14 protein-coding genes are annotated in these 11,345 nt (G+C 39.0%); 2 read left to right on the top strand and 12 right to left on the bottom strand.

Annotation, left to right across the window (positions count from 1 at the left end; all coding sequences use genetic code 11):
- Positions 1–31 precede the first annotated feature (31 nt).
- Complete coding sequence (locus AC1DNH_RS16905) at positions 32–382, bottom strand: hypothetical protein (protein ID WP_477583908.1); 351 nt, start codon at positions 380–382, stop codon at positions 32–34.
- A gap of 106 nt (positions 383–488) precedes the next feature.
- Between AC1DNH_RS16905 and AC1DNH_RS16910 the strand changes: the two genes are divergently transcribed.
- Complete coding sequence (locus AC1DNH_RS16910) at positions 489–857, top strand: YccF domain-containing protein (RefSeq protein WP_477583906.1); 369 nt, start codon at positions 489–491, stop codon at positions 855–857.
- A gap of 361 nt (positions 858–1,218) precedes the next feature.
- Here AC1DNH_RS16910 and AC1DNH_RS16915 read toward each other — a convergent pair whose 3' ends face one another.
- Positions 1,219–2,193, bottom strand: coding sequence for an App1 family protein (locus AC1DNH_RS16915; RefSeq protein ID WP_477583905.1), 975 nt, complete (start codon positions 2,191–2,193; stop codon positions 1,219–1,221).
- Between the two features lie 57 nt (positions 2,194–2,250).
- Here AC1DNH_RS16915 and AC1DNH_RS16920 point away from each other — a divergent pair, with 57 nt between their 5' ends.
- The gene (locus AC1DNH_RS16920; protein WP_477583904.1) at positions 2,251–3,120 is read left to right on the top strand and encodes a diacylglycerol/lipid kinase family protein; all 870 of its coding nucleotides are present in this window, start codon (positions 2,251–2,253) and stop codon (positions 3,118–3,120) included.
- Here the strand turns inward: AC1DNH_RS16920 and AC1DNH_RS16925 are convergent.
- From AC1DNH_RS16925 to AC1DNH_RS16970, 10 genes are all read right to left on the bottom strand, one after another.
- The gene (locus AC1DNH_RS16925) at positions 3,112–3,501 is read right to left on the bottom strand and encodes a hypothetical protein (RefSeq protein WP_477625528.1); all 390 of its coding nucleotides are present in this window, start codon (positions 3,499–3,501) and stop codon (positions 3,112–3,114) included. The two genes, AC1DNH_RS16920 and AC1DNH_RS16925, sit on opposite strands and share 9 nt — an antisense overlap.
- Positions 3,502–4,155: a TonB family protein gene (locus tag AC1DNH_RS16930; RefSeq protein WP_477625529.1), complete on the bottom strand. Its 654-nt coding sequence runs from the start codon at positions 4,153–4,155 to the stop codon at positions 3,502–3,504. It abuts the gene before it with no gap.
- A gap of 231 nt (positions 4,156–4,386) precedes the next feature.
- Positions 4,387–5,073, bottom strand: coding sequence for a peptidoglycan DD-metalloendopeptidase family protein (locus tag AC1DNH_RS16935; RefSeq protein ID WP_477625530.1), 687 nt, complete (start codon positions 5,071–5,073; stop codon positions 4,387–4,389).
- Positions 5,074–5,080: 7 nt separating this feature from the next.
- The gene (trhA, locus tag AC1DNH_RS16940; protein WP_477583914.1) at positions 5,081–5,710 is read right to left on the bottom strand and encodes a PAQR family membrane homeostasis protein TrhA; all 630 of its coding nucleotides are present in this window, start codon (positions 5,708–5,710) and stop codon (positions 5,081–5,083) included.
- A 5-nt stretch (positions 5,711–5,715) separates the two neighbouring features.
- Positions 5,716–6,093, bottom strand: coding sequence for a 30S ribosome-binding factor RbfA (rbfA, locus tag AC1DNH_RS16945; RefSeq protein WP_029274533.1), 378 nt, complete (start codon positions 6,091–6,093; stop codon positions 5,716–5,718).
- A gap of 90 nt (positions 6,094–6,183) precedes the next feature.
- A complete protein-coding gene (gene hflX / locus AC1DNH_RS16950; RefSeq protein ID WP_057931523.1) occupies positions 6,184–7,374 on the bottom strand; it encodes a GTPase HflX in 1,191 nt (396 codons plus the stop codon).
- A 187-nt stretch (positions 7,375–7,561) separates the two neighbouring features.
- A complete protein-coding gene (gene trpC / locus AC1DNH_RS16955; protein ID WP_477583915.1) occupies positions 7,562–8,344 on the bottom strand; it encodes an indole-3-glycerol phosphate synthase TrpC in 783 nt (260 codons plus the stop codon).
- A gap of 117 nt (positions 8,345–8,461) precedes the next feature.
- Positions 8,462–9,052, bottom strand: a complete 591-nt coding sequence (locus AC1DNH_RS16960; protein ID WP_029274530.1) for an anthranilate synthase component II — start codon at positions 9,050–9,052, stop codon at positions 8,462–8,464.
- Positions 9,053–9,104: 52 nt separating this feature from the next.
- Positions 9,105–10,502, bottom strand: coding sequence for an anthranilate synthase component I family protein (locus tag AC1DNH_RS16965; RefSeq protein ID WP_184465000.1), 1,398 nt, complete (start codon positions 10,500–10,502; stop codon positions 9,105–9,107).
- A 366-nt stretch (positions 10,503–10,868) separates the two neighbouring features.
- Positions 10,869–11,315: a cytochrome B gene (locus tag AC1DNH_RS16970; protein WP_477578525.1), complete on the bottom strand. Its 447-nt coding sequence runs from the start codon at positions 11,313–11,315 to the stop codon at positions 10,869–10,871.
- Between the last annotated feature and the right edge of the window lie 30 nt (positions 11,316–11,345).

Genomic DNA, 11,345 nt, shown 5'->3' on the forward strand with positions numbered 1-11,345 from the left:
GGTTGTTTATTCAACTTGACTTCTTTATTATCTATTTCCTTTTTAACACATAAACAGGTCTACTGCTGTCTTTATCAATCTGATCGGTATAGGTATTAAGAAGTTCATAGCCATATCTTTTCAATTTATTGAGGCAATCTATTTGGGAATTGAAAAGCAAATCATTTCCGTCGTCGTCTCTTACGTTCATTTCTTTAGGCCGTTTGAATTTTTGCCCATAATCTACCCTGGCAATATAGGTATCACCACCATTATAAATCGGTTTTAATTCGATGTAATCTACCTTGATATCACTTAACTTAAAGCCATTTACATTTTGTGCTTTGGCACGCGACAGCCCAAAGCACGCGACGAATGTCGCTGCAAGAATTAATTTTTTCATGTTGTGTTTCTTTTGTGTGTGATTCTAAATTACGAAGAATACGTGAGTATGTATTAAATGAATTGTAACAAAACATCCATTATTAAATCTTAAACTAAAAAACATAATGAACTTTTTAAGCAATATTATCTGGATTATTTTTGGCGGTATCTTTATTTTCTTCGAATATATTATTGGAGGCCTTATCCTTTGTCTAACCATTGTGGGGATTCCTTTTGGCATCCAATGTTTTAAATTTGCCATTGTAGGTCTCGCTCCTTTTGGCGTTAAAATAACTGATACCTCATCAAACACAGGTTGCCTTTCTACCATCATGAACCTGATCTGGATTTTATGTGGCGGTTTCTGGATTGCCTTAACGCATTTATTTTTTGGTATCCTGCTTTGCATTACCATTGTGGGTATTCCATTTGGGCGTCAGCATTTTAAGTTAATGAATTTAGCATTTACACCGTTCGGAAAATCGATTTCTTGATTTGAGGTAATTCCCTCTATTTTTCGTCATTGCGAGGCACGAAGCAATCCTACAACAATCGCTATTAAGATTGCTTAGACTCGCTCATTTCCAGTCCCGAAATGGCGATAGCTTTTTTTGGAAAGCAGGTTCTGTGCTTATCGGATCCGATCGTCCCGCCATTCGCTATAGCCCTCATGATCCCGATGAAAAATCGGGACGGGGCTGCCGCTACTGTCGGGTTTATTGAACTGTGGCCTGTTCCCGTTAGCAAAAACATTGTACCTAGCCCCGATTGAATGGATGCCCACGATACTTCATCGGGGCAGGAAGAAAAGCGGGACTATCAAGACCGATGAGCACGGCCCTTGCGCTCCAAAAACTATTGTATCAATCCTATTGCTTTAGAATGTTCAATCGCTTCCCCGCTATTATTAAATAAACACGCACTCACCCCTTTTTCCTCAACTTTGTTAAGCAATTGTCTTGTTTCTACTTCTTTTTCAGGACGAATATTGCGAATGTAGACCGCTTCGATATTTTTCGGATACTTCTCCACTATTGTGGAATAAATTTTTGGGTCCTGCTGCGAGTTATCACCAAAAAACACAAACTTCTGGTTGGGGAAGGCATCTAAAATCCGCATTACCCTCAATAATTTACCCTCATGACCTGTTTTACCTGTGCTGACTAAATCTTTCCATCGTTTTAATGTATTTAAAAGAAAAGCACCGTCAGGCAACTTGTTAAACCTAAAAGTCTCGACCAAATAATCGTAAAGGTTCCATTCGCTGCTGCTTACATAAAAAAAAGGATTGGGCTGATCTGATTCAGTGTGCGACATGGCCAATTGCTGATAATGACTGGCTGCATCAGGAAAGGTTTTACGTGTATGTGGATTCTTGATAAACAGCTCTCTCAACCGCCGCCCTATAGTTGCCGAATGAGAAATCATCACGGTATCATCCACATCCGAAATAAAGGCATATTGCGTAATGTGGGGTACATATACCTTACCCTCACCTGCACTTAAAACTTTCCCGTTTTTATCAACAGCTTCTACTTTAACAAAGTGCCAACCAGCAGGCACCTCATGTTCAGCTTTCCATTCGAATTTAAAAAAGCCATCCCCTTCGGTTTTATTGTAAATCGTTTGATCAAAAAATTGCAAACGCACCTCAACAAAAGCGTAAGGTTTTAAAATGAAGAGCTTTAAAAGATGCGCGATATTAACAAACAAATTATTGCTGTAAACCTGCTGTGTTTTTGCCTTGCGTTTAAAAACATGACCATAAACAACCAAATTGTGTGCATGGCCATAGCCATGATATACCTTAACACTAGCAGATTTATTCATCTGTATTAAAACAGAGTTTATTAAAAGTTGTTTGTGATGTAAACCATAAGGTAACACATGAAATTATTATTCATCATCAACCCAGGCTCGGGCAGCCATGACATTAACCTAAAGGAAGTAATTTCTACCCATTTCGATGCAAAAAAAACGGAGATCGATCTTTTCGAATTACCAGAAGACTGCTCTTTAGAGCAGATAAAAGAAAGGATTAAAAGCGCGAAGGCAGATCGTGTGGTAGCCGTTGGTGGCGATGGCACCTTAAAACTGGTTGCTGAATGTCTGTTGCATACTGAAACCCCTATCGGGATTATCCCTGCCGGTTCTGCAAATGGAATGGCGAAAGAATTAGGCATCCCGACTGATATTGAACTGGCTTTAGCTATTCTGGATGAAGGCCGCTTGCAAAAAATTCATGTAGTTAAACTTAATGATGAAATCTGCATCCATTTATCCGATTTAGGTTTTAATGCTTATCTGGTAAAGAAATTTGATTCTCTTCCCCAACGCGGCATGTGGGGTTATGCAAAGGCTACATGGCATGCTTTATGGAACCACAGCAGAATGGACGTGCAATTGAAACTTAAAGATGAAACAATCACTTCTAAAGCGGCAATGGTGGCTATTGCGAACGCAACCATGTATGGTTCTGGATTAAAAATAAACCCAGACGGAAAATTAGACGACGATCTATTCGAAGTGGTTTTGGTAAAAGACTACTCATATCTTGAAATACTAAAAATATGGATCACCAAATTGCCTTTCAATCCTAAAAAAATAGAAGTATTTCAAACCGCTGAGGTTAAGATTTCTTCGAAACATAAAGCACACTTTCAGGTTGATGGAGAATACATTGGCAGGGTGAATACCGTTGAAGCAAAAATTCTGCCTGCTGCCATAACGGTGGTTTTACCTGGTGTATCAGAATGATGAACGGTGAATTTTAATGGTAAAATACAATCTGAAGAATTCGGCAATAAAACAGATGCGGAACAAAATATCAAACCAACGTTCGCCGAGGTTTAACACTTCTGGCAAATAAGTAATAAAGCCGATAGAAAATACCCAAACCACCAAACGGAATGGAAACTGAATATAATAGGTAATAAAACCGAATTTCTTAAATAAGATTAAACCCGCTGCCGATACAAAAAGCGACACAAATAAGGGCAGCAATAAAACAACCTTGGCCTGCGAGAGTATCTGATCGGGAATTTCGTTCAGGTGTGTTAAAATCTGCCAAAACTGTTTAGCCAATAATGCAATGCTGATGATATCCAATAGGGCAAAAAATCTGCTTGTGTTTTTCATTTACTTACAATACTTTGCTAAATAATCATCAACCATTTTACTCCCCATATATTTAACAAATAAAAAATCCTCACAAGCACCTTGTTTATCGCCCTGTTTTATTTTTTTTAGGGCCATTTTTATCCGGTCATCCAAGTATTCATCATCAATGCCCAACTGGTTTTTAATGGCAATAATCTGAACCTCTTGTCCGGGTTTTGCCTGGTCTATGTTTTTATAGAAATTAATTACAGAGTTGGTTAAACCTTCTTCAGCCAGGTAAGTACGGATAGCTTCCTGAATGGCCTCATTTGATTTTCCTTCACAATTATAGCCCGAAAGTTTAAAATTAACGGGTGCCACAATAGAAACTGTGGTATCGTAACCTACCGGAACCTGCCATTTACCGCTGCTTAAACGCACCAAGCGCAGGGCTTCTTCATCCAGATCAGATAATATTCCTTTACTCACTTTAGAAAAATAAACCTTCCCTTGTGCATCAAGCTTAAAGCTCACATTTACCGTTCCCTGAATACAATTATCTTTAGAGAACTGCGGATAAATGGTATTCTCTCTCAGGAAGTTTACAAAACCGCTTTTACCCGATTTAAACTGAACCTGGCCCATGGCCAATGAACAGCAGAAAAGTAAAGAAAGGGCGAGCAGGTTTTTCATTATACTAATTTACGGTTTATTCAGGTTTAAACGCAAAGTTTTTCGCAGCGAAAAGAGGAGTTGTTTTGCCACAGAAGCTCAGAAACGCGGAAAAATTGCTCATCCTCCAAACTGGAGTGTAAGCTGTATCCATTTTACATTAAGGGAAATAGAGAAATCTTTTAAAACGCTGTGCCTTCTGTGTTTCCGTGGCTAACCACATAAAATTTCTCTATATGCGCTGTGGTTAAACTAAGAAAACGTAGACTTCAAAATCAAATTCGGATCGGGGCAGTTTGCCAGGTATTTTTCTCGCTCACTAAACCTACAAACCCCAGGATAATCGCCTTTTAATCCTTCCATATTTTCGATCAATTGAAAATGAAGGTGTGGCGGCCAGTAACCGTTCTCTTCTTTTGAGCCTAATTCTGCGATTTTTGCGCCTGCCGGAATAAATTTACCTTCCTCCAGCCCATTTAACGAAGCTAGGCTTAAATGCCCATATAACGCATTAAATTTAAAACCATCGATTTCGTAAGTTAAGATAATGGTTGCGCCGTAATCGCCAAAGTTGTTGTTATTGGCAAAACTTTGAACAGTGGCATCATAAAAATTGTAGATCGATGTCCCCGCTGGCCCCCAAATATCAACACCTAAATGCAACCTGCGGGCTTCTTCACCGGCATCAAAATGAGCACTTCGTGAATATATAGTGCGGTGTTCATCATAACCGCCAATTCCATAACGAGCATTATTATCAATTAATTTTCCATTTACCCAGGCAGAAAATAAATCGGTATTATCCAGAATCTCATCCGTTAATTCAGTATTTGCTGCTGTAAAATCTAAAGATAAAAGCTGATCCCGTTCTACATCAAAATCAACCACCTTATAGATCAATGACGCATTTGCTTGAATAACCTGCTCAAAAGTTTGCATTTATAATCTACTTAAAAATATAAATGAAGTTATAAATATAGTGAGATAAGGCCCCTCCAATTACAAACAGGTGCCAAAGTTCGTGACTGTGCATCCACCTGAAGAGCTGTTTATCCTTTGCGTAATAATAAGTTCCGGCAATGTAAAAAATGCCACCAAACAGCAACCAGAAAATTGCACCAATAGGTAACGTACCTAGCATTTTCTGTAACAAAGGCACAATTAAGCAGCCCATTAAAATATAAATAGACAATGAGATAGCCGTGCTTTTTAATTGGTTAAAGATTTTAAGCAGGCAACCTATAATAGCGATAATCCATACGATGGCGAACAAACTCCAACGTAACCAGTCATCAAAGACCAGCAAAGCAGTTGGCGTGTAAGAACCTGCTATCATCAGGTAAATGCAGCAATGATCGAATTTTTGCCAAAAACGTACACCATAATCGGTAGCCGGATAACCATGATACATGGCACTTACACCAAAAAGAATAAAAGTGCCAATGCTATAAATCCAGGCAGCAGTATATTCAATAGGTGTATTGCATTTTTGGAGCAATATATAGCCAGCCGGAACTGCAATTAATGCCGGTATAAAATGAGTGAAGAAATTAACGGGTTCCCTTAGCTTCCTCACAAAGATTATTCGCTGTCTTCGTCCTTCTGTCTGGGTTCTTTTGCAATTTTATCGAAAAGATGATCCATACGCTCTACATACTCGTTCGTATCATCTACAAAGAAAGTAAGCTCTGGCACCACCCTAACCTGATGGCGGATTCTGCTTCCCAGTTTATACCTGATTTCGCCCGAATGTGCGTTAACTGTATTGATAGAAAGCGTGGTGTTATTGGTATTAAAAAAACTCAGGTAAACTTTAGCCACTGCCAAATCTGGCGAAACCCGAACACGGGTAATCGTTACCAATGTATTAGGCAAAAATGCAGCACCTTCACGCTGAAAAACCTGTGCTAACTCCTCTTGTAATACTCCTGCAAATTTCTGCTGACGTTTACTTTCCATAATGTATTTATCTATCGCCTTTATGATGAAACCTTATCGGTTTTAAAAACCTACAAGGTTTATTTTCGCACCGCAATGACGGAATTTAATCTAATATAACAAATTACTATCATACGGGTATCTTGCCACGTGCGCAGCTTTAACCTTATCGTACAATAATGTTTTAAACTCTTCTAAGTTTTCTTTTTCTGTGGCCGATATAAACAATACAGGTACTTTATCGTGACTCATCCAGCTTTTCTTAAAGTCTTCTAAAGTCAGCTTACCATCATCCTCTTCATCGTCAACTTCAGGTGAAACATAAGCATCAATCTTATTAAAAACTAAAATCATATCCTTATCAATCGCACCAATATCTTTCAACGTTTCGTTAACCGTATTAATCTGATCTTCAAAGTTAGGATGGGAAACATCAACCACGTGGATCAACAAATCGGCTTCACGTACTTCATCTAAAGTAGATTTAAAACATTCTACCAAATGGTGAGGCAGCTTGCGGATAAATCCAACGGTATCAGAAAGTAAAAAAGGTAAATTCTCGATCACAACCTTACGTACAGTCGTATCTAAAGTTGCAAACAATTTATTTTCTGCAAATACTTCCGATTTCGACAGCATATTCATGATGGTCGATTTACCAACATTGGTATAGCCAACCAAAGCTACCCGAATTAACTGACCGCGGTTTTTACGCTGCGTTTCGTTTTGCCTGTCTATGTTTCTTAAACGCTCTTTTAACAAAGAGATTTTATTTAAAATAATACGTCTATCACTCTCAATCTGCGTTTCACCCGGACCACGCATCCCGATACCACCTTTCTGGCGCTCTAAGTGCGTCCACATACCGGTTAGGCGTGGCAAAACATATTGTAATTGCGCCAGTTCTACCTGTGTTTTTGCTTGTGCAGTTTGGGCCCTGTTGGCAAAAATATCCAGGATCAGATTGCTTCGATCTAAAACCTTAACTCCAAGTTCGCGATCGATGTTACGTAGTTGCGACGGCGATAATTCATCGTCGAAAACCACCACATCAATTTCTTCGGACTTCACATACGCCTTTATCTCTTCCAGTTTTCCCGTACCCACAAATGTAGCACGCTCTGGTTTAAGCATCTTCTGTGTAAAAACCTTCTCTACCTTTCCCCCAGCTGTATCTACCAAAAAAGCCAGCTCATCTAAATATTCTTTTGTTTGGGCTTCTTTTTCGCCAGGTGTAACCACTCCAACTAAAATTGCCCTTTCCTGCACTACGGCAGTATCATATGTTTTTTGTTTTCCCATGTAATTGAGGCAAATATACGAATTTGCCAACGTGTAAATCCATTAAGCTTCGTTATTCCATCATTTCGAGCGCAGCAAAGCGTAGCCGAGAAATCTTTTAACAACAAGTCCATCTAAAGATTTCTACTCCAAGGGAGTTCCTTTGGAACACTGCGGTCGAAATGACGATTTTTCTATAAAACCCGATCTATATCTGCGCTACAAATTCTTTTATCGCAACACCTGGATTATCAGTCTTCATAAAATTCTCGCCAATTAAAAATCCGTTAAAACCTGCGGTTTTTAATTCACGGATAGTTTGTGGATTACTGATCGCACTTTCCGAAATCTTTAAAAATTCATTCGGGATTTTATTTACTAAATCGAACGAAGTCTGGATATCTACCGTAAAATCGCCCAGATTTCTATTGTTTACCCCAATAGCATCCAGATTCGGGCAGATGCTCCGTTCCAACTCTTCCAGGTTGTGCACTTCTAACAGCACATTTAAACCTAGGTCTTTTGCAAACTTTCCGAAATCGTTAATCTGTTGAGGGGTTAATATTGAGGCGATCAATAGAATAATATCAGCACCCCAGGCTTTCGCTTCCAGGATCTGATACTCATCGATCATAAAATCCTTCCTTAAGATCGGAATATGGTTTGCCGCTCTTGCTGTCAGAATATCGTCGGTTTTACCACCAAAGAAATCTACATCCGTTAATACCGAAAGCGCAGATGCACCCGCGGCATTATAAGCCTGCGTTACCTCTGCAACATCGGCAATGCCATTAATTAAACCTTTTGATGGCGAACGACGCTTAAACTCAGCAATAATGCCGGTACGGTCTTCGGCCAATAGAAACTCCTTAAAAGAATAAGGTGTTCGGTTAAAATGCACCGAATTTTCTAATCCCTGTACAGAAACCAAAGCTTTTGCCGCAGCAACTTCTTCTTTTTTACGTAATACTATTTTATCTAATATGTTCATTTCACTTATCCGTCATGCAGATCCAATAGCTATCGGATTTGTTTCAGCATCTAAAAGTTAACTAATCCCAGTAAGATCCTGAATCAAGTTCAGGATGACAACCGGATGAATAAAGCACTAGGGGGTTGAGGTTAACCAGTTTTCCATCATCTGTTTCCCATACTCCGTTAGCACACTTTCTGGGTGAAACTGTACCCCGCGTACATCTAAAGTTTCATGCCTTAACGCCATAATTTCATTCTTATGATCTCTTGCTGTAATTTTTAAACACGAAGGGAAGTTCTCTTTACTCACCACCCAGCTATGGTAACGGCCAACATTTATGGTTTGCGGGCATTCCCAGAACAAAGGCTCATCGCCATCCACAACAGTTACCGGTGTAGCAATTCCGTGCATTGGTCTGCCCAGGTTCAGTAAAGTGCCACCAAAAACTTCGGCTATGGCTTGCTGGCCCAAACATACGCCAAAGATACTCTTCGTTGGCGCATAAGTTTTAATTACATCCAATAACAAACCAGCTTCTTCCGGAATGCCAGGCCCAGGTGAAAGTAATATTTTATCATACTTATCTACATCGGCCAGATCGAACTTATCATTTCTCCAAACCTCTGCTTCATAACCAACTTCGTTAATTAAATGCACAAGATTGTAGGTAAAACTATCATAGTTATCAATTACTAAGACGGTTTTTTTATCTATATTTTCCATTTTATTTCCTGTTAACGGATTTTACTCCAAACTAAAAACTCCTCACTCCCAACTATATTCCCTCTGCCATTTGCACCGCTTTACGCAAAGCTGCAATTTTATTGTTCACCTCCTGCATTTCAGTTTCGGGAACAGAATCGGCCACGATACCTGCACCCGCACGGTAATGCAGTTCATTATTCTTGCTCATAAACGTCCTGATCATGATGGCATGGTTAAAATCTTCATTAAAGCCCATAAAACCAATTGCACCAGCATAAAAATTCCTGCCCAGCTTTTCGTTTTCGTCAATCAACTGCATGGCTTTATATTTTGGCGCACCACTTAAGGTACCTGCCGGATAGGTATCGGCAACGACTTTAAAAGCACTTACATTTTCCTGCAAATGACCACTCACTTTACTTACCAGGTGGATCAGGTGCGAATAATATTGCACTTCTTTAAAAGATTTTACCTCCACGCGGTTACAGTGCCTGCTTAAATCGTTTCTGGCCAAATCAACCAGCATTACATGTTCTGCACTTTCTTTCGGGTCTTGTTCTAATTTACGGGCCTGTTCAGCATCTTCGATGTCGTTTCCGCTGCGTTTAAAAGTCCCTGCGATTGGAAAAATATTGGCCGAATTGTTTTTGATGGTAATCTGTGCCTCTGGCGAAGAACCGAACAATTTAAAATTCCCATAATCAAAATAAAACAGGTAAGGAGATGGGTTTATCGAACGCAGGCAACGGTATACATTAAATTCATCACCAGAAAATGCTTGTTTAAATGCTCTTGAAGGCACAATCTGGAAAACATCACCGCGGTAAATATGCTTTTGTAGTTTCTCTACCAGATCCATAAATCCCTGATCGGTTAGGTTTGAACTTTCCTCACCGCGAAGTTGAAACTTATATTCAGGGTAATTTTTATTCTGGATCAGGTACTCCATTTTTTCAAGCCCCCCCTCTTCTTCTCCTTCGAAAGTATTTTTGAAAAGGGTGATTTCATTTTTAAAGTGATCGATGGCAATGATATAACGGTACAGGTGATACTGCATTTCAGGAATTTCTTCACCCTCTGGTGTTTCAGAAGTAAACTTTATATCTTCAAAATGTTGTACTGCATTCCAGGTAAAATAGCCAAACAGACCGCTCGAAATAAATTTGATTTCGGGTAATTCCGTTTCTCTGAATTTATCTTTAAAATCGGTAATTTCTTCAATCAGGTTTTTACTTTCGGTAATCTCTACGGCACCATCAGGAAAATAAGTCTCTAATCGCGATCCCTTTAAAATAATTCCCGCTACCGGGTCGGCACAAACAAAACTCATCGAGTTTTCTCTGCTGTGGTAGTCAGAACTTTCTAACAGGATGCTGTTAGGATACACATCACGTAAGCGTAAATAAATGCTCACTGGTGTTGTGGTATCGGCAAGCATTTTTTTGTAAGTCGTATTAATTTTATACATGATAAAGGTAAATGGTGTAAGCTATAGGGCTTAAGGTTTGTATTTCGTATTTTTTAACAATAAAAAGCCCGGCGTGTGGTTCTACGCCGGGCTTTAATGGTTCTTTAATAAGGTTTAGGTTGATAAACTATATTTTGTTCATACGCAGCCAGCGCAATTCGTTCGAATTACTTTGCCAAAGCCATGTATGTATATTGTTGATCATGAGCAACAAAAATATAAAGAATTTCCAAAAATGGAAATAATTATGAAAATAAATTTAGTCCGAAGTTAGTAGTCGGGAGTCCGAAGTCGAATACAGCACAGGATTAATCTTGATTATCTATGCTTTTCGCCATGCGCCCAGCCCCCTGCTTTTTATAATTACTATGAAACCCCAAAAAACGATCTACCCGGAACTTCTTTTACCATTAATAAAATGGTTACAATAATCAAAATCAATGCTAAGCCAAAGAAAACTGAAATGGTACGGTGTTTTGCAACAGCGTCAGCAACTTTTTTCGATTTAGCATTACCAACAGTAATTAAAATAATCGCAATTATCATCATACTGATGTGCTCCATTTTAAAATAACGCACCGCTGGTGCACCGGCACTACTTAACTTATACCAGCCTTCGCTGAAATAAAGTACCAAACCAATCAACAATTGAATGTGTGCACTGATTAAAGTGAAAACATTTAGCTTTCTATCACCTTCTGTATAGGTTTTATTACCGAACCAGCCAGACAAAGCCCTAACAACGGCAATAATTAGCAAAAGAAAAACCACATAGCGCCATCCAGAGTGGGCACTTTTTAAAATATCGTTCATATCAATAAATTTCTATGACTCAAAAATAGA

Source organism: Pedobacter sp. 01N310 (assembly GCF_056399805.1).

Bases quoted from the DNA above. Each gene is read 5' to 3' on its own strand.
- AC1DNH_RS16905 (WP_477583908.1), bottom strand. From the start codon at position 382: ATGAAAAAATTAATTCTTGCAGCGACATTCGTCGCGTGCTTTGGGCTG.
- AC1DNH_RS16920 (WP_477583904.1), top strand. From the start codon at position 2,251: ATGAAATTATTATTCATCATCAACCCAGGCTCGGGCAGCCATGACATT.
- AC1DNH_RS16915 (WP_477583905.1), bottom strand. From the start codon at position 2,193: ATGAATAAATCTGCTAGTGTTAAGGTATATCATGGCTATGGCCATGCA.
- AC1DNH_RS16970 (WP_477578525.1), bottom strand. From the start codon at position 11,315: ATGAACGATATTTTAAAAAGTGCCCACTCTGGATGGCGCTATGTGGTT.
- AC1DNH_RS16925 (WP_477625528.1), bottom strand. From the start codon at position 3,501: ATGAAAAACACAAGCAGATTTTTTGCCCTATTGGATATCATCAGCATT.
- AC1DNH_RS16965 (WP_184465000.1), bottom strand. From the start codon at position 10,502: ATGTATAAAATTAATACGACTTACAAAAAAATGCTTGCCGATACCACA.
- trpC (WP_477583915.1), bottom strand. From the start codon at position 8,344: ATGAACATATTAGATAAAATAGTATTACGTAAAAAAGAAGAAGTTGCT.
- hflX (WP_057931523.1), bottom strand. From the start codon at position 7,374: ATGGGAAAACAAAAAACATATGATACTGCCGTAGTGCAGGAAAGGGCA.
- AC1DNH_RS16930 (WP_477625529.1), bottom strand. From the start codon at position 4,155: ATGAAAAACCTGCTCGCCCTTTCTTTACTTTTCTGCTGTTCATTGGCC.
- AC1DNH_RS16960 (WP_029274530.1), bottom strand. From the start codon at position 9,052: ATGGAAAATATAGATAAAAAAACCGTCTTAGTAATTGATAACTATGAT.
- AC1DNH_RS16935 (WP_477625530.1), bottom strand. From the start codon at position 5,073: ATGCAAACTTTTGAGCAGGTTATTCAAGCAAATGCGTCATTGATCTAT.
- rbfA (WP_029274533.1), bottom strand. From the start codon at position 6,093: ATGGAAAGTAAACGTCAGCAGAAATTTGCAGGAGTATTACAAGAGGAG.
- AC1DNH_RS16910 (WP_477583906.1), top strand. From the start codon at position 489: ATGAACTTTTTAAGCAATATTATCTGGATTATTTTTGGCGGTATCTTT.